At 71.5% G+C, this 16,370-nt stretch carries 22 protein-coding genes and 1 pseudogene; 12 read left to right on the top strand and 11 right to left on the bottom strand.

Going from position 1 to position 16,370, the window contains the following annotated elements; genetic code table 11:
- Positions 1–15 precede the first annotated feature (15 nt).
- From CRP55_RS18765 to CRP55_RS18755, 3 genes are read right to left on the bottom strand one after another with little or no spacing between them, the layout of a single operon-like run.
- Positions 16–483, bottom strand: a complete 468-nt coding sequence (locus tag CRP55_RS18765; protein ID WP_097321382.1) for an NUDIX hydrolase — start codon at positions 481–483, stop codon at positions 16–18.
- 3 nt (positions 484–486) lie between these two features.
- A complete protein-coding gene (locus tag CRP55_RS18760) occupies positions 487–1,266 on the bottom strand; it encodes an inositol monophosphatase family protein (RefSeq protein WP_097321381.1) in 780 nt (259 codons plus the stop codon).
- Positions 1,263–1,904, bottom strand: a complete 642-nt coding sequence (locus CRP55_RS18755) for a nucleoside/nucleotide kinase family protein (protein WP_143234723.1) — start codon at positions 1,902–1,904, stop codon at positions 1,263–1,265. The genes CRP55_RS18760 and CRP55_RS18755 overlap by 4 nt, the downstream gene beginning before the upstream one ends.
- Positions 1,905–1,945: 41 nt before the next feature.
- On the opposite strand from CRP55_RS18755, the gene CRP55_RS18750 reads away from it, so the two are divergent.
- The 3 genes from CRP55_RS18750 to CRP55_RS18740 all read left to right on the top strand — a co-directional run bounded on the left by CRP55_RS18750 (position 1,946) and on the right by CRP55_RS18740 (position 3,265).
- The gene (locus CRP55_RS18750) at positions 1,946–2,569 is read left to right on the top strand and encodes a hypothetical protein (protein WP_143234721.1); all 624 of its coding nucleotides are present in this window, start codon (positions 1,946–1,948) and stop codon (positions 2,567–2,569) included.
- Positions 2,566–2,994 carry a GNAT family N-acetyltransferase gene (locus CRP55_RS18745; RefSeq protein ID WP_097321378.1) on the top strand — a complete coding sequence of 143 codons (429 nt, stop codon included), beginning with the start codon at positions 2,566–2,568 and terminating at the stop codon, positions 2,992–2,994. The genes CRP55_RS18750 and CRP55_RS18745 overlap by 4 nt, the downstream gene beginning before the upstream one ends.
- A gap of 70 nt (positions 2,995–3,064) precedes the next feature.
- Complete coding sequence (locus CRP55_RS18740) at positions 3,065–3,265, top strand: DUF5708 family protein (protein ID WP_097321377.1); 201 nt, start codon at positions 3,065–3,067, stop codon at positions 3,263–3,265.
- A gap of 40 nt (positions 3,266–3,305) precedes the next feature.
- On the opposite strand, the gene CRP55_RS18735 is transcribed toward CRP55_RS18740, so the two are convergent.
- From CRP55_RS18735 to CRP55_RS18725, 3 genes are all read right to left on the bottom strand, one after another.
- Positions 3,306–4,229, bottom strand: a complete 924-nt coding sequence (locus tag CRP55_RS18735; RefSeq protein ID WP_097321376.1) for a class I SAM-dependent methyltransferase — start codon at positions 4,227–4,229, stop codon at positions 3,306–3,308.
- A 71-nt stretch (positions 4,230–4,300) separates the two neighbouring features.
- Positions 4,301–4,975, bottom strand: a complete 675-nt coding sequence (locus CRP55_RS18730) for a class I SAM-dependent DNA methyltransferase (protein WP_245923148.1) — start codon at positions 4,973–4,975, stop codon at positions 4,301–4,303.
- Positions 4,976–5,031: 56 nt separating this feature from the next.
- A complete protein-coding gene (locus CRP55_RS18725) occupies positions 5,032–6,138 on the bottom strand; it encodes a tyrosine-type recombinase/integrase (protein ID WP_245923146.1) in 1,107 nt (368 codons plus the stop codon).
- Between the two features lie 645 nt (positions 6,139–6,783).
- On the opposite strand from CRP55_RS18725, the gene CRP55_RS18720 reads away from it, so the two are divergent.
- The 4 genes and pseudogenes from CRP55_RS18720 (at position 6,784) to CRP55_RS18710 (ending at position 9,008) form a co-directional block, all read left to right on the top strand.
- Positions 6,784–7,542 carry a hypothetical protein gene (locus CRP55_RS18720; RefSeq protein WP_143234719.1) on the top strand — a complete coding sequence of 253 codons (759 nt, stop codon included), beginning with the start codon at positions 6,784–6,786 and terminating at the stop codon, positions 7,540–7,542.
- A pseudogene (locus tag CRP55_RS56235) lies at positions 7,434–7,736 on the top strand (GNAT family N-acetyltransferase); the annotation flags it as partial. The gene CRP55_RS18720 and the pseudogene CRP55_RS56235, both read left to right, overlap by 109 nt.
- Entirely contained in the window at positions 7,657–8,064 is a 408-nt protein-coding gene (locus CRP55_RS55680; RefSeq protein ID WP_342751551.1) for a GNAT family N-acetyltransferase, read from the top strand. The pseudogene CRP55_RS56235 and the gene CRP55_RS55680, both read left to right, overlap by 80 nt.
- Positions 8,061–9,008 carry a phosphotransferase family protein gene (locus CRP55_RS18710; RefSeq protein WP_143234713.1) on the top strand — a complete coding sequence of 316 codons (948 nt, stop codon included), beginning with the start codon at positions 8,061–8,063 and terminating at the stop codon, positions 9,006–9,008. Before CRP55_RS55680 ends, CRP55_RS18710 begins: the two co-directional genes overlap by 4 nt.
- A 7-nt stretch (positions 9,009–9,015) precedes the next feature.
- On the opposite strand, the gene CRP55_RS18705 is transcribed toward CRP55_RS18710, so the two are convergent.
- The 5 genes from CRP55_RS18705 to CRP55_RS18685 are packed head-to-tail and all read right to left on the bottom strand — an operon-like array spanning position 9,016 to position 11,892.
- On the bottom strand, positions 9,016–9,369 hold the full coding sequence (locus tag CRP55_RS18705; protein WP_097321372.1) for a DUF6204 family protein: 354 nt from the start codon (positions 9,367–9,369) through the stop codon (positions 9,016–9,018).
- A gap of 28 nt (positions 9,370–9,397) precedes the next feature.
- Positions 9,398–9,931, bottom strand: coding sequence for an alpha/beta fold hydrolase (locus CRP55_RS18700; RefSeq protein ID WP_097321371.1), 534 nt, complete (start codon positions 9,929–9,931; stop codon positions 9,398–9,400).
- An 8-nt stretch (positions 9,932–9,939) separates the two neighbouring features.
- Entirely contained in the window at positions 9,940–10,488 is a 549-nt protein-coding gene (locus tag CRP55_RS18695) for a hypothetical protein (RefSeq protein ID WP_097321370.1), read from the bottom strand.
- Between the two features lie 38 nt (positions 10,489–10,526).
- Positions 10,527–11,324 carry a class I SAM-dependent methyltransferase gene (locus CRP55_RS18690; RefSeq protein WP_097321369.1) on the bottom strand — a complete coding sequence of 266 codons (798 nt, stop codon included), beginning with the start codon at positions 11,322–11,324 and terminating at the stop codon, positions 10,527–10,529.
- Between the two features lie 43 nt (positions 11,325–11,367).
- Positions 11,368–11,892, bottom strand: coding sequence for a 2'-5' RNA ligase family protein (locus tag CRP55_RS18685; protein ID WP_097321368.1), 525 nt, complete (start codon positions 11,890–11,892; stop codon positions 11,368–11,370).
- 95 nt (positions 11,893–11,987) lie between these two features.
- Between CRP55_RS18685 and CRP55_RS18680 the strand changes: the two genes are divergently transcribed.
- From CRP55_RS18680 to CRP55_RS18660, 5 genes are all read left to right on the top strand, one after another.
- A complete protein-coding gene (locus CRP55_RS18680; RefSeq protein WP_218854620.1) occupies positions 11,988–12,914 on the top strand; it encodes an ABC transporter ATP-binding protein in 927 nt (308 codons plus the stop codon).
- 5 nt (positions 12,915–12,919) lie between these two features.
- The gene (locus CRP55_RS18675) at positions 12,920–13,684 is read left to right on the top strand and encodes an ABC transporter permease (protein WP_245923144.1); all 765 of its coding nucleotides are present in this window, start codon (positions 12,920–12,922) and stop codon (positions 13,682–13,684) included.
- A 20-nt stretch (positions 13,685–13,704) separates the two neighbouring features.
- Positions 13,705–14,808, top strand: a complete 1,104-nt coding sequence (locus CRP55_RS18670; protein WP_097321365.1) for a sensor histidine kinase — start codon at positions 13,705–13,707, stop codon at positions 14,806–14,808.
- Positions 14,805–15,416 (top strand): response regulator transcription factor, encoded by a 612-nt coding sequence (locus CRP55_RS18665; RefSeq protein ID WP_097321364.1) that lies wholly within the window; start codon positions 14,805–14,807, stop codon positions 15,414–15,416. The genes CRP55_RS18670 and CRP55_RS18665 overlap by 4 nt, the downstream gene beginning before the upstream one ends.
- Before the next feature lie 103 nt (positions 15,417–15,519).
- A complete protein-coding gene (locus CRP55_RS18660) occupies positions 15,520–16,368 on the top strand; it encodes a sigma-70 family RNA polymerase sigma factor (protein ID WP_097321363.1) in 849 nt (282 codons plus the stop codon).
- The last annotated feature ends 2 nt before the right edge of the window (positions 16,369–16,370 follow it).

Raw genomic sequence — 16,370 nt, 5'->3', positions numbered from 1 at the left:
CGTTCGTCGCGGTGGCTAATGCAGCAGGCCGCCGGTGGGGATCGGGGGCACGTGGCCGGTGCGGGGGCGCTCGCGCAGCAGGGCCAGGCCGACGTCGATGATGGTGGCGCGTTCCAGCGTGGGGACCTCGGCCAGGGGAATCCAGCGGGCCATGTCGGTGGAGCCGCCGATCTCGTCGCGCAGGGCGCCGCCGGTCACGGTGGCCTCGTAGAGGAGGCCGACGGCGTGCAGGAGCTGCCCGGGCGGGTCGCTGTAGTTCATGACGATGGTGCGGGAGTCGACGCCCAGCAAAGCGCTGACCTCGGCCGTGTAGCCGGTCTCCTCCTCGAGCTCGCGGACCACCGCGTCGTACGGGTCCTCCTGCTCGTCGACGCCGCCGCCGGGCAGGGTCCAGTGGTCGCGGGTGCCGTCGGGGGAGGCCCAGTGTGCCAGCAGGATGTGGTCGTCGCGCAGGCACAAGGCGTACGCCGCAAGTCTCTGCATCTTCTAGAAACCGATCATCGTGAGCAGGTCGGTGTGGGTGCGCGCGTCCGCGGCGACGATCAGGCCGCCCGGGCCGGAGTGCGCGGGGCCGCCGTCCAGGGCGGTGACCACGCAGCCGGCCGCGCGGGCCAGGGCGATGCCGGCGGCGAAATGGACGCTGTCGCGCAGATGCCCGTCGGTCACGTAGGCGGCGCGGCGGCCGGCGGCGACCCAGGTCACGGCCAGGGTGGTGGAGACGACCCGGGGGCGGAAACGGGCGGCGAAATCGCGGTTGGCCAGCAGGTCGGCGGCGCGGAATCGGGGGTCGTTGGGAAATGGCGGGTCGAGGTTCACGTCGACCAGACGCGACGACGCGGAGGGTGACAGTTTTTCGTCGGTGCTCTCCCGCCGTACACAAGCGGAATCGCCGTTTGTCCAGAAGACCTCGCCGGTGAACGGGTCGGCGCAGGCGGCCGTCGTGACCTCGCCGTCTTCGCGCAAGGCGACATTGACGGCGACGAGCTGGCTGCGTACGGCGTAATTGAGAGTTCCGCACAGCGGATCGACCATCCACGTGCGGTCCGCCGGCACGCCCGAATGGCCCGTTTCCTCGCCCAGCACGGCATCGCCGGGACGGTTCTCGCTCAGCAGATCGATGATGGCGCGTTCGGCTTGCAGGTCGGCGGCGGTCGCGAAATCACCGCCGCCCTTGTCGACCCGGTCGTGCTCGGCGCCGAAATGGGCGAGCACGACCCGCGCCCCGGCCCGTGCCGCGGCAATCGCCAGTTCCCCGTCGGTGATCATCGGGGCAGGATAGCCGGATTCCGCCAATCAGAGTTGTCAATGACCACGCCGGCCCGCGAGTGCGGATCACACGTGGCGAAATACAGCCGCTGGCCGCCGACATAACGGGCCAGGCTCGGATGCCGCGGATCCGGATGCGAGCCGTCACGTGCCGCCATCCGCGGCACCGTCACCTCGAACGGCGCGTCCAGGAACACCGAGAACTCGAACAGGCCGGCCAGCTCGTCGCGGTGCAGGAAAAGCCCGTCCACGACAAGCACCGTGCCTTCCGGAGCCACTTCCCAATCAAGGTCCAGGGCTTCGTCCGTACGCACGTCGTGCGCGGCCCGCCGGAATCGCCGTGACCCGCCCGGCGCGAACGGCTCGAGCACCTCCCGCACGAGAGCGGAATAGTCGTAACTGTCGAGGAAGAACCCCTCCGGGGAATCGCGGCCCCGGCGATAGCGAATGACGCGCGGATGGTGGAAGTCGTCGGCCGACACGTGCACCACAGGGCGGCCGCGGTCGCTCAGCTCGCCGGCCAGGTGGGCCGCGAACGTCGACTTCCCGACGCCGTCGACCCCGTCGACGGCGACCCGCACCGAGCCGGGACCACCCGGTACAAGATCAGCAATTTGGTTGATCAAGGCTGGGCGCACGGCCGAAGACTAGCCTTGCCCGGCCTTGCACAATGACACGGGTGAAGGACGCCGCGGGTTCGATATCTCTGTTCGCCATACCGGTGATCCTGTACGCGGCGTGGTTGGGTGGCAGCCTCACGATCCCCGTTACGGTGGACGGGCTGACCGGATCGGTGCTGCTGGTCGTGACGCTGATGGCGGCGCTCGTGCTGCCCCGGGTGCCGTGGGCGTTCGCCGTGACCGGCGCGCTGGTGGTGGTGACCGCGCTGGCGTTCGCCCAGCTGCCGGCCACGGTCCTCTTCTCGGTTCCGGCGCCTGCGCTGCTCGCCGCGGCGGCGCTGCTGGCCTGGCTGTTCAACCGCACGCCGCGCCGGCAGGACCCTTGGCTCGCCCGTCTCGAAGGGCTGCTCGTGGGCCGCTACGGCGTGTCCCGGCGCCGGGCGAAAGAGCTGGTCGCCGAGGCCCCGGCCGCCGCACGGCAGAAGCCGGTGGCGCGTTACGCCCGTGAGCTGGCCGACGCGGAGCCGCCCCGCCGCCGCGGTGACTGGCCGCTGCTGCCGTTGCTGGTCCTGACGGCCGTGTTCGGCGCCGCGGTGGACGGCCAGTGGGTGCTGGCCGGGATCGGCGCGGTGGTGCTGGCCTGGTCGCTGTGGAACTATCGGGGCACCCTGCGCCGGTCATGACCGTCTCGTGGAGCCTGCGGCCCGCCGCCGCCGGGGATGTCAAGGCCATCGCCGAGCTGCGGGCCGTCGTGCTGCGCCCCGACCTGGAGCGCCTCGGCCGTTTCGACGAGCACCGGGTGCGGCAGCGGCTCCGGGACTCCTTCTCGCCCGAGCACACCTCGATCATTGTGTACGGGGGTGAGTTCGCCGGCAGCCTCACCGTGCGGCCCGGCTGGCTCGAGCACTTCTATCTCGCGCCGGCGCTGCAGGGCCGCGGCCTGGGCTCGGCCGTCCTGCGGACCGTGCTCACGTCGGCCGACGTGGTTCGGCTCAATGTGCTGCGGGGCAGTCGCGCCATTCGGTTGTACGAACGGCACGGCTTCACTGTGGAGTCGCAGGACCCGGTCGACGTGTTCATGATCCGGCACCCCCTACCGAAGTCGTAAGACCTCGGGTGGACGCGCTCCCGGCCGCTCCCGCGATAGCGTGCGAACGCACCCGAGAGAGGAGGGCCCGATGAGATCCCCCGTCAAGATCATGCTGGCCGGCGCGGCGACTTTCGTGGTGGGGCTGCTGTCGTGGCTGTTCACCGGCGACGTCGAAACCCCGGTGTTCAACCTGCAGAAGGTCGGCGTCGTCTTGATGGTGATCGGAGGTTTGGAGTTCCTGTGGGGCCTCTATCAGGCCGCCCGCGCACCGGCCCGTCCCGACGATTGAGCGCGGCGCGCCACCAGGAGCCGCAACGGCACCGGGCCGGTCATCGGGTCGCCCTGGTGCACCGGGTGACGTAAGGGAGGTCCAACGTGTCGCGGCCCTTCAGGTCGGGGTGGGTGTCCATGAGCTCCTCGACGTTGCCGAGCAGTTCGCGGCGCTGCTGCTCGGGCAGCACAATGACGTAGCTGCGCGAGGCCACCATGTCGAGAAGTTCGCCGCGGCTCAGCGTGTGCCGCCAGCGGATCTCGGTGCGCTCGAGACGGGCGAACGGCTCGCCGAGCTCCGGCTCGGTGTCGATCTCCTGGCGGGTGTGCTGGTGCAGGATGCCGTCGAGCAGGGCCACCCAGGGTTCGCTGTGGTCGCGGATGTTCCAGACGAGGCTGAGCGTTCCACCCGGCCGCAGGACCCGGGCGACCTCGGCGGTGGCGTCGCGCGGATCGACCCAGTGCCAGGCCTGCGCCACGACGACGGCGTCGACGCTGGCGTCGGGCAGGGGGATGCGTTCGGCCGAGCCTTCGAAGACCGCGGCCCGGTGGACCGCGGCGGCCAGCTGGTCGCGCATCGCCGCCGACGGCTCGACCGCGACGACGTCCAGATTCGCGTCCGCCAGAAGCTTGGTGAACTTGCCGGTGCCGGCCCCCAGATCGAGAACCCGGCGCGCCGCGCGCGGCACCGCCCACTCCACGGCGGACAGCGGATAGGAGGGACGCCCCCGCTGATAGGCCTCCGCCGCCGCGTCGAACGAGGCCGCGTGCAGCTTGCGCGACCAGCGCCGAGTCGCCCCTTGCCGGGTCATGCCGCACGCCTGCCCGATCTCGTCCCAACTGGCCCGCCGCTCCCGCCGCAACTGATTGATGACCTGCGTACGGCGCGCTTCCAGAGCCGAGATCGCCTCGGTGACCCGGCGCAGCCCGTCAATCCCGCCCCCGCCGGCAACCTCGTCCACCAGGCGCCCAACATCGCTCATGCAAGGCAACGTATGTTGCCCTCGGCTGCCTGTCAACAGATGTTGCCTCTTCGGCCGAGGCCTTCGTGGGGCTAACGGTGGGCGATGATGACGGCTCCCGGAACGCTGTCGTCGGGGCCGAAGACCATTTGCGCATCGACCGTGAAGCCGGCGTCGCGCAGCCAATGCGCGACCCGATCGGGCCGGCGGCGGTGGACGTACACGTTCATCGGATGGCCGCCGTAGCCTTCCGTCTTCAGCCGGGACCCGTCGCCGACATGGAACCCGGCCAGCACCAGACCGCCGGGGCGCAGCACACGGTGGAAGTGGCCGAAGACGGCCGGGATCTCGTCGTCCGGGACGTGGATCAGCGACCAGAAGGCGAGCACGGCGGCGGCGGAAGCATCGGCGAGCGGCAGATCCGTCATCGAGCCGACCGCGAACCGCAGGCCGGGGTGGTCCCGCCGGGCGACGTCGATCATCGCGGGCGACAGGTCGATGCCGAAGGCGTCCACGCCGAGCTGCCGCAGGCGGGCGGTGACGTGCCCGGGCCCGCATCCCACATCGGCCACCGGTCCGCCGCCGGCCGTGTGCACCAGGTCGGCGAACAGCGCCAGCGCCGCACGCAGATACGGCTGCTGCTCCAGCGACCCGCGAACGAAATCGGCGTAGCTGCCGGCAACGGTGTCGTAGGACCTGCGGGTATCAGCCAACCAGCCGTCCGCGCTCACGCCCGGAACCGGCCCGGCGCCGTCGTTCTCCAGCACTCGTCCTCTCCTTGTCGTTCAAGCCCGGGGCCCGATACCCGTCTCGTGGCCCTGGGTCAGGTGCGGCGGCTGGCTCGGCGGGCGCCGAGGATGAAGGCGGGGTCGCGGTCGAGGTTGTGCCGGTCGCGGTCGTAGCGGCGGGTGGTGCGCGGGTCGGCGTGGCCCATGGCGTCCTGGACGTCTTCCAAGGGCACACCGGCTTCCCGGGCGCCGGTGGCGAACGCATGCCGCAGCGAGTGCGGGGAGAGCCGGTTCGCGGCCGGGATGCCCGCCTTCTTCGCGAGCCGGCGAATGGTGATGAACACGTTGGGCTCGGCCAGGCGGCCGTTCCCGCTGACTCCGGTGGTGGCGAACAACGGCCCGGTCAGGTCGGCCACGTCAGCGCGCACGGCGAGGTATTCGTCGAGCGCTTGCAAGGCGTGCGGGGTGAGCGGCCGTTCCCTGCGTACGCCGCCCTTGCCCACGAACCGGACGGTGCGGTGCCCGGCGTTGTTGCTCAGATCGCCGAGGTCACGGTCGAGGGCTTCACTGATCCGCAGGCCGAGGTCGGCCAGCAGCCGCAGCAGCGCCCGGTCGCGTAACGCGGCCAGATGGTTGATCCGGCCGGTCAGGCTCCGCTCGGCGGCCGGGGCCCGGTCGATGACCTGCTGATCGGCGGCGGCCAGAAGCGCGTCGACCTCGTCGAGGGTGAGCCCGGCGGTCGTCGAGGTGTTCCGGTTGACCGGTGGGCGCTTGACCGCCGCGGCCGGATTACGCACGACACCGCCGTCGGTGTTCGCCACCAGATGGGCATACCAACTGGAGATCGACGCCAGGGCGCGCGCGACGGTGGCGGCCGCGGCGGGCTTCCCGTCCACCGCCGCGTGTTCGCGCCACACCCGGAACTGGGCCAGATCGGTGGGCCGCGCGGTGAGCGGATCGAGGCGTTCCTGCCCGCACCACTGCAGGAAGACGTCGAGGTCGCGGTCGTGGGCCTTCTCGGTGTGCACCGACTCGGCTTCCAGCAGCCACGCGACGGTCAGCCGGCGCGGGCTGTACCGGCTGCCGTCGTCCGGAGGCAGCGCGGGCATCCGGGCCACCGCGGCCGCGATCCGCGCGACCCGGTCAGCCAGCACCGGCTGCGCCTGCGCGAGAGTCACGGCAGAGCCGGCCGGCATCGTCATCTCGCGCACTCCTCCGTCAGCGAATGGTCGGATCCGATCATCGTCGTCACGGGCCTTCCGCGCACGCAGGCAGGCCGAGACCGCATCCACCCGCTTGCGCCCAGTCTCGGCGGCAGCGGCAGATAACGCGGCCGCGCCGTCCTCGGCGAGGGTGGCGACCGTCTGTCCACTGGCGACACCGGCGGACGCTCGATCGGTTGGATGTGAGCGAGTCGCCGTCGCCCCAATCGCCCGCTCACCCTCAGGTCGAGCCCAAGGACGGCTAGGCTAAGGACTCATAGGATAACAGTAATTATCCTATGAGTACGGAACGTGAAGAAGTCGACACGTCTTGCTTCTAACTCGATTATCGGATTGCCAATATTAGTAATCCGATAATTCTGGGCGGCGGGTCTCGCGAGCGGCGGCGCGCGAGATTCAGGACGCGCGCCGCCGCTGTCGGGTACGAGCATTCGTAGGAGATCCGCCGGGCGTACGGCTGCCGCCTTGTTCGGGCAGGCAACGGCGTGGCTACGCCAGGAGCGGGTGTTGCCCCTCGGGTGCCGGCGAGACCTGGACCATCGGCCCTCTTCGTGGAGGTGGGACCCCTTGCGCGGTCAACTCGTCGAACGGTTTGCCGTGTGGCTGGGCCTACAGTGGCACAAGGTGCAGGCGCGACAGCGGGTCCAAAGGACGACGCGTGCGGCGGTCGAACAGGAGAAGGTGCCGATGATGGTGCGGGGCGGTTCGACGTTGAGGTGCGACACGCATCGGGCCCGGGTCGAGTTCGACGGCACGGCTGTCACCGTCTGGCGCCGGTTCGCGTCGCTGCTGCCGTGGCGCATGAGCAGGTACGAGTTGTGGGAGCTGCTGGAGATCGGTTGGGTGTCACTCGGGGGCGAAGGTGAACGGCGGCGGCTGAGCTTTCATCTGGCCTGGGACCGCCCCTCGGTGCAGATCACCGTGGGCTTCGGCCGTGACCCCCACCATGCGCAGCCTCAGGAACTGCTGCGGCGCTGGGACGAGCTCGTCCGTGCGATCAGCACCGCCCTCGCTTCCTGGCAGCGTCGTGCCCTTGAGGAGACGACCGGTCTCGGACCTTGGAACGAGGCTGTGTGGCGACGCGTTGAGGCGATCGCTCCCGAGGTGCACGTGTTCACCGAGTGGGCCGGCGAGTTCCGGATGGGCGACCGGAAGCCGTGGACCCACCGCGAACAGATCGAGAACAACATGCTCGCGCCTCTTCGGGGGCAGAGCGGCTCCGGTGGCCGGCACAGCGTGGGCGAATCGTCGCTGGAGCGGGTGCGGGAACAGGCATGGACCAATCTCGTACGGCTCCTGGACGACGAACGCCAGCGTTCCGGCGCGGCCCCGTGGCCGGAATCGTCGGCCGTCGACCACGACGCAACCACACCGCCGGTCTGACGCGGGTGCGCACCTCGTTGACGACGCCGCGGCTGCGGCTGCGGCAGTTCGAACAAGCGGATGCCGTGGAGCTGCACGAGCTGTTCTCTGATCCGCTGACGCACACGATCGGGGGTGGGCCGTTCACCGCACTGGCGCAGACCGAGAGGTGGATTCAGCGGCGGGGCGTCGCCCAGCGGGAGTACGGGCTGTGCTGGTACGCCGTGCGGGGACGCCGAGAGTGGGGTGCTCGTCGGGAACTGCGGGATGTTGACGGGACGTACCGGGGCGGCCGAGCCGGAGATCGGCTATCTGATCGGGCGGTCGCATCGGGGGCGGGGGTACGCCTCGGAGGCGGCCCGGGCCGTGCTCGGCGAGTGCCGGGCAGCGGGGCTCGGGCGGGTCTGGTCGTCCATCCGGCCCGGTAACGCGGCGAAGCGGCGGATCGTGGAAGGGCTGGGGTTGCGGGTCGACCGGGTGGAGCGGGACGAGCGGGGGACTCTGCTGTTCTACATGATCGATCTTCGTCAGGTCGGCCGGTGAGGGCGGCCTGGGCAAGCACGCCCGAGGCGCTGCGGGCCGGGGTGGCGCGGGCGCTCGGGTCGGCGGCGGCCGGTCACTGGGATCTGCGCGGTGGTATGTCGCCGGGGCCGGCTGTGGGGTTGCGGCTGGCCGATGGGCGGCGGGTGTTCGTCAAGGCGGAGTCGGCTCGGGTGCGGGCGCACAACCATGCGATGGTGCGGCGGGAGTCGGCGATCCTGGACGAGCTGCCGGTTTCGGTGCCGGCGCCGCGGCGGCTGGCCACCGTCGAGTGCGGGCCGTGGGTGGCGCTCGTGACCACGTGGGCCGAGGGTGCCGGCGGCGCGTTGTGGACCGATGCGTCCATCGAGGCGGTGGCGCGGGCGTGCCGCACGACCAGCGGCCATCAGGCCCCGGCAGCCTTCGCCCCGGTCGCCCAGCGGCTTTTCGGTTTCGACGGCTGGGAGCGAATGCTGAAGGCCGACGGCGAGGGCGGCTCGGAGCGGATGCTGGAGGTCGGCGCTGAGGACGCTTGGGAACGCGAGCACCTTGAACCGGCGGCGGCGATGGTGGCCGGCTGGGAGGGCTGGACGGCCGGGAACGCCCTGGTGCACCGTGACATCCGGGTCGACAACACGGCGCGGGGCGAAGAGGCGACACTGCTTGATTGGGCGTACGCCTCGGCCGGCGCCGCCTGGATCGACCTGGCCCAGCTGGCCGCCGACGTGGTCGCCAGCGGCCACGAAGCGGGCCCGCACGTCGCCACCGACCGCGCCTACCGGCTGCTGCAGGACCTGCCGCCGGAGGCGTCGCGGTTCGTGGTCGGCCTGGCCGGCATGTGGCGTTTCCGGTCGGCGACGGTCCGGGACGTGGTCCTGCCGATCGCGGCCTGGCGCCGCGCGCGGGCCCTCGCGTTACGCCCCTTGGTGACCCGGCTGATCGCCGAGCGTCCCGCAGCGGCCGCCTGACCAAGGGTCAGCCTTTGCGGGCGGCCTCGCGCTTCCCGCGTTTGCCCAGGGGGATTTCCGCGACGTCGACCGTCTGGGACGTGACCTTCTTGATCGCATAGCCGCGGGCGGCCATCCACGAGGCGGCCTTGGCCTCGGCTCGGGCGGCCGCCTTGGGCACGTCGGCGTCGTCGGCGGCCTGCTCGGCGAAGCGGAAGGTGAAGAACGGCCGCGCGGGCAGGTCGTACGTCAAATGGCCCTCGGGGGTGTACTGCGTGTGCAGGAAGTCGTGGGCGCCCTGGGCGGCGACCAGCTCGGCCAGCTGGGCGTCGGTCAGGTTGTCGAAGCTGCCACGCACGGTGACCCTGATGGTGCGGCTCATGACGGTGAAGTATGCCCAGCGGGCATCCTCAGGGCCACTGGATTTCGTCGAGGAACTCCTCGACGGCCACGACGATGCGGGCCAGCACGGCGATCGAGTCGGTCAGCGGGCCGGGGACGAACATGCCGTGGTCGGCGGTGGGGATCTCGACCACGTACGGGCTCAGGCGCCGGGCGGTGGCGCTGTCCCAGTGTTTGTCGGCGGTGCCGCCGACGAGCAGGCACGGCGCGGTGGCCCGGCCGAGGGCCTCGACGATCCACGGGCAGTGCAGCAGCGGGGTGAGCCAGACGGCGGGAAGGCCGCGGTCGGCCGCGACGCGGGCGGCGTTGCTGCCCAGGGACTTGCCGATGAGCAGGGCCGGGCCGCCCAGACCGTCGAGCACGGGGCTCACCTGGTCGCGTACCCAAGCCTCGATCTCTTGACTGTGCAGCGGCGGCGGGGTGGTGCTCCACTCGTGGGCGTGGGCGGTGGCGCCGCGTTTCTCGGGGACGGTTCCGGCGTAGGCGAGCAGGCCCGCGGCCGGGCCGTAGCGTCCTCCGGGGATGACCACTGCGTCTGCCATGATTCACGCTAACCGGGGCCGAAGCGGAAGGCGATGCCTCGCGGGTCGTCGATTTCGATCAAGCCCGTGGTGTCGGTGTGCCCGGCCAGTCTTTGCAGCGCCTCGGTGGCGTTGGAGACCCCTTGCAGCTGTACGTCGATGCCGGTGAACCGCAGCGCGGCGGTGCAGGTGATCTCGCCGGGCCCGAGCGCGTCCACGTCGCCCGCCAGCGCCACCGAAGCGGTGATCAGCGGGCCGTCCTGGGCGGTGACCTGCACGTCGACGCGGTCGTAGCGGTGGTGCCCGTGGTGGTGGATCACCGCTTCGGCCGGTTCGGCGAACGAGCCGCTGGAGACGTGCAGTCCGGCGAGGCGCTGCCAGCCGGCGGCGGTGTCGGGCAGCCATTCGATCTCGAGCAGCACCGGGTCGCCGCCGACGGGCGCGAACGGGATGCGCAGCGTCCAGGTCAGGGCCGGTTCCAGGCCCACGACCGAGTTGTCGAACAGCAGTCCGGACCACTCGCCGCCATCGGCGGCGATCAGTGCGCGGGCCTGCAGCCCGCCTCCCTCGTCACCCACGGCGGGAGTGTGCCACAACGCCCGGAAGGTCCCTGAAGTCAGGGGCGCACCGCGATCGTGAGCAGGTGGTTGCTGATGCCGAGCAGGCTCGGCTCCTCCTCGACGGTGCGCAGCATCTCGAGCATCAGCTCGGTCTCGGCCGGGTCGGCCAGGATCTCGTGCAGGCGGGGGCCGAGCATGGCCATCGGGCCCTCCAGGCCGACGCGCCGGCGCACGGTCAGGCCGGCGGCGACCGCTTCGGCCGGTGGTTCGGACGGGTGGTGCAGGTAGGAGCTGGTGAACCAGCCGTTGCCGAGCTCGCCGACGGCTTCCTGCCGGCCGTCGTCGAGGACCCGGTCGACGCGCGGCCGGAAGCGCGGGTCGAGGGCGTAGTTCTTGACGAAGCCGTCGAACAGCGACGCGTAGCGGCTGATGGTGGCGGCGATGACGACGCCGCCGGGGCGCACGACCCGGGCCGCTTCCCGCCAGGCGGTGAGCCGCTCGTCGAAGTCGAGCAGGTGGTAGAGCGGGCCGAACAGCAAGACCGCGTCCACGCTGGCGTCGGCGGCGGGCAGGTCGCGGGCGTCGCCGGCCTGGGCGGTGACGCCGGGGCGGGCCGCGGCGTCGCGCACATGCGACGGGACGGGGTCGATGACGTGCACGTGGTAGCCGGCGGCGGCCAGCGGTTCGGCGTAGACGCCGGTGGCGCCGCCGACGTCGAGGATCGAGGCCGGCGCGGGTGGCAGTTCGCGGTGCAGCACGTCGAAGGTGCGCAGGAACTCGAGCCGGCCGGTGCCGGCGCCGAGCCGGTCGGTCTCGCCGCCGAGCTCGTAGTAGTCGAGGATCTCAGGTCGCATGCCGTCGATCCTTCTGCGGCCGGTGACCGGCGGCAACGCATTATCAGCCCAGCGGGAACTCGGCCAAGTTCTGCCAGCCCGGGCCCGGTGAAGGTCGTCCGGCGATCAGCCGCAGCGAGGAGACCCGGGCGTGGATCGGCAGGTGCGCGGTGATGTCGGCGGCGGCCGCTTCCAGGACCTCGCGGGGGTGGTCGTGCCCGATCGTCAGGTGGGGCACGATGTCGGTGAACTCCCCGCCGTACGGCAGAATCTCGGGGAATCGGGCCGTGACGGCGGCAGTGAGGGTGACGATCGGCGTCGCCGGCGCCGGGGCGAGCCAGACCACGTTGTCGCCGAACCAGTCGACGCGCTCGAGAGTGCAGAAGAAGGCCGGCACCGACGCGGCGACGCCGGTCAGCGCGGTCAGCACGTGCTCGTCGATCTCGGCGGGCGGCAGGAACGGGTAGAGCACGGTGATGTGGGCGGGCACGCCCCAGCTCGCGGCGGCGTCGAGGCGTTCGCGGTGCGCGGCGACGACCGGTTCGGCCTCGCCGACGGCCAGGATCAGGGCGCTGTGGGTCGGTTCCATCGCGACATTGTGGACTCCTGCGATGACGGATGTCATGGCCGGTCGGTGACGGGCGGCCCAGCCGCCGGCGTCCGGGCGGGCCGACGATGAGTGGCATGACCCTCACGGCTTCACCTGAACTGACGACCGCGCCGGCCGCGGTCGAGCTCGACGGTGTCATCAAGCGCTTCGGTGCGGTCACCGCCGTCGACGGCATCAGCCTGACCATCCGGCCGGGCGAGGTGGTCGCGCTGCTGGGCCCGAACGGGGCCGGCAAGACCACGACGGTGGACATGCTGCTGGGATTGCAGCGGCCCACCGAGGGAACGGTCCGCGTCTACGGGCGGGCTCCGCACGAGGCGGTCGAGCTGGGCCTGGTCTCGGCCGTCATGCAGACCGGCGCCCTGCTCAAGGACTACACCGTCGAGGAGACGGTGCGGTTGACGGCGGTGCTGTTCGGCCGTTCCCGTGCCGACGCGGAGGCGGCGCTGGAGCGGGCCGGGCTGACCGAGGTCGGCAAGCGCCTGGTGGGCAAGTGCTCGGGCGGGCAGCAGCAGCGGCTGCGGTTCGCGATGGCGTTGCTGCCCGACCCGGAGCTGCTGATCCTGGACGAGCCGACGACCGGCATGGACGTGGCCGGCCGGCACGAGTTCTGGTCGGCCATCCGGGAGGACACCAGCCGCGGCCGCACGGTCATCTTCGCCACGCACTATCTGGAGGAGGCCGACGCGTACGCGGACCGGGTGGTGTTCGTGCGCCGGGGCCGGGTCGTCGCCGACGGCACGGCGTCGGAGGTCAAAGCCCTTGCTTCCGGCCGTACGGTCCGGGCGACGCTCCCGGGCGCAGTCGAGGCCGAGCTCCTGGCGGTCGCGGGGGTGGACAAGGCCGAGGTCCGCGGCGAGACGATCTTCCTGCACGGCCGGGACAGCGACGAGATCGCCCGGTATCTGCTGACCCGTACGGCGGCCCGGGATCTGGAGATCACGAGCCGCAACCTGGAAGACGCTTTCCTGGCTCTGACCGCGGACGAGGTGTCGAAATGACTGTTATGACCAGATCGTTGCCTCGTTTCGGGGGCTTCTCCCTCGGGATGATCAAGCTGGAGTTGCGGCGGCTGGCCCGCAACAAGCGCACCGTCATCTTCACGCTGATCTTCCCGGCCGCGTTCTTCCTGCTCTTCGGCACCAGCGCCGACTACAAGACCGAACAGGTCGGTGGCGGCAACCTCACCGGCTACGTGCTGGTCAGCATGGCCGTGTACGGGGCGATGCTGGCCACCACCAGCGGCGGCGCGATGGTCTCGATCGAGCGGGCCGCCGGGTGGAGCCGGCAGCTGCGGCTGACCCCGCTGCGCCCGTACGCCTACATCGCCACCAAGATCGTCCTCGCGATGATCATCGGCGCGGTGTCGGTGGCCGTGGCCTTCGCGGTCGGCGCCGTCTCGGGGGCGCAGCTGCCGGTCTCGGCCTGGATCCTGTGCGGGCTGCTGGCCTGGGTGTGCGCGCTCGTGTTCGCCGCGTTCGGCTTGTTCATGGGCTACCTGCTGCCCAGCGAGAACGTCATGCAGATCCTCGGCCCGGCGCTGGCGGTGCTGTCGTTCGCCGGTGGGCTGTTCGTGCCGGTCGACCAGCTCGGCAGCACGTTCGCGACGATCGCGAAGTTCACCCCGGTGTACGGGGTGGGCGAGCTGGCCCGCTATCCGCTGACCCACGACGGGAACCTGTGGCTGGCCGCGCTGAACGTGATCGTGTGGACGGCGCTGTTCGCGGCCGGCGCGATGTGGCGGTTCCGCCGCGACACGGCCCGGGTCTGAGCGGCGGTAGGTTCACAGCCATGACAGTGACGAGGGAGAGCGGCCGGTTCCGTTACGGTGCCCTGTTCGCCGCTGTCTGGCTGTTCTACCTCACCGAGAACGTCAAGGCGCTGCTGGAGACGCCCGACCTGTGGTGGCGCTACGCCGGGCTGGTCGCGGTGCTGCTGTTCGCCGTCGGATACGTCGCGCTGGCCGCGCAGGCCCGCACCGCGCGGCGTGACAACGTGCAGCCGCCGGGGTTCGTCCGCCAGATGTGGCTCGGTCTGATCCTGCTGCTGGCGCTGTTCGCCTTGCAGGTACCCGGCGCCGGCAACCACGCGCTGACCTGCCTGGTCTACGTGGCCGCGCTGGCCATGGTGAGCCTGCCGCTGAAACAGGCGGTGCCGCTGGCGGCGGCGTTGTTCGCGCTGGCCGAGATCCTGCCGCCGGTGGTGCCGGGCTGGCACGACAACGGCTACGGCCTGGCCGTGCTGCTCGGCTCGTTCGCCACCTACGGCATCCGGATCGCCACCGACCGGCAGAACCGCCTGGTGGCGGCGCAGAGCGAACTGGCCGAGCTGGCCGTGCAGAACGAGCGGGCCCGCATCGCGGCCGACCTGCACGACATCCTCGGCCATTCGCTGACCGTGGTCGCGGTCAAGGCCGAGCTGGCCCAGCGGCTGCTCGACGTCGACGTGGAGAAGGCCCGGGCCGAGCTGCGCGACCTCGAAGCACTGTCCCGTGACGCCCTGGCCGATGTGCGGGCCACGGCGATGGGCATGCGCGGCATCTCCCTGCCCGGGGAGATCGCCGCCGCCCGGGAGGCCCTGGCCGCGGCGAACGTGGAGGCGGAGCTGCCCGGGGTGGCCGACGAGGTGCCCAGCCGCAACCGGGAGCTGTTCGCCTGGACGATCCGGGAGGCGGTCACCAACATCGTGCGGCACAGCCACGCCACCCACGCCCAGGTGCGGGTCGGCCCCGGCAGCGTCGAGATCCTCGACGACGGCCCCGTCTCCGAGACCAACGGCGGCGGGCAGGGCCTGGCCGGGCTGCGCCGGCGGGCCGAGGCGGCGGGCGCGACGTTCACCGCCGGCCGCCGCGAAGATCATCCCGGCTTCCGGGTCCGTGTGGAGGTACCGACATGATCAAGTTGTTGCTCGCCGACGATCAGGCTCTCGTGCGCGGGGCGATGGCGGCCCTGCTCGACATGGAGAACGATCTGAAGGTGGTGGCCGAGGTCGGCCGCGGCGACGAGGTCGTGGCGGCGGCGCTCGCCCACGAGCCGGACGTGGCCCTGCTGGACGTGGAGATGCCCGGCCTGGACGGCATCGCCGCCTGCCGGGCCCTGCGCGCGGCCCGCCCCGGCTGCCGGGTGCTGATGGTGACCACGTTCGGCCGGGCCGGCTATCTGCGCCAGGCGATGGCGGCCGGGGCGGGCGGGTTCATCGTCAAGGACACCCCGGCCCGGCAGCTGGCCGACGCGGTCCGCCGCGTGCACGACGGGCTGCGGGTGGTCGACCCGGCCCTGGCCGCGCAGTCCCTGGCCCAGGGCGATTCGCCGCTGACCGACCGCGAGACCCAGGTGCTGCGGGCCGCCCGCGACGGCGGCACGGTCGCCGACATAGCCCGTGAGCTGCATCTTTCCGACGGGACGGTCCGTAATCACCTGTCCTCGGCGATCGGGAAGACCGGCGCCCGGACCCGGGCCGAGGCGGTCCGGCTGGCCGTGGAGAACGGCTGGCTGCTCACTTGAGAAGAAATTCTGAGTGCAACCGAGCGGCAACCGTAAGTGGCCTTTCGTTGCACCCGTAGGCCGAAAAAGTTCTCCCCGTCAGCAACGACAGGGGGGAACCACCATGAACAGCTCGACCATCACGACCGTCAGCCGCGCCCAGGAGACCCTGATCCGCGACAACATGGCCCTGGTCGGCCACATGGTCCGCGAGATGCTGTTCAAGGTTCCCGCCCACGTGCACCGCGACGACCTCGCCTCGGCCGGCTACGCCGCCCTGGTCACCGCCGCGAAGGCGTACGAGCGGAGCCGGGGTGTCCCGTTCGGCCGTTTCGCCGCCGCCCGTGTGCGCGGCGCCCTGCTCGACGAGCTGCGCGGCATGGACTGGGCCAGCCGGTCGGTACGGGCCCGGGCCCGCCGCGCCCAGCAGGCCCGCCAGGAGCTGACCGCCCAGCTCGGCCGTACCCCCAGCGACCTGGAGCTGGCCGAGCTGCTCGGTGTGGCCGTCTCCGAGCTGGCCACCATCGACGACGACGTGCAGCGCGCGGCCGTCCTGTCGCTGCAGGGCTTCGCCGCCGGCACGGCCGAGGACATGGTCACCGAGACCGCCCTGAACCCGGAGGAGATGCTGCTGCACCGCGAGCGCATCGGCTACCTGCACGACGCGGTGGCGGTGCTGCCCGAGCGGCTGCGCTTCGTCGTGGAGGCCTCGTTCCTGCGCGAGCGCCCGCTGTCGGAGGTCGCCGCCGAGCTCGGTGTCACCGAGTCGCGCGTCTCGCAGCTGCGCACCGAGGCGCTGGCCCTGCTCAAGGACGGCCTGTCGACGCACATGGAGCAGAAGGACAACGGCGCCGCCGCGGGCGGTGCCGTGGCCCGCCGCCGTGCCGTCTACGCGGCGCAGATCGGCGCCCGCTCCACCATGACGACCCGCCTGCGCGCCACCACGGCCCAGGGCCTGCTCGCGGCGGCCTGACC

Source organism: Paractinoplanes atraurantiacus (genome assembly GCF_900215205.1).
GTDB lineage: Bacteria > Actinomycetota > Actinomycetes > Mycobacteriales > Micromonosporaceae > Actinoplanes > Actinoplanes atraurantiacus.
Note: the sequence above shows the minus strand (reverse complement) of the source record. Positions and strands in the feature narration are given on the sequence as shown.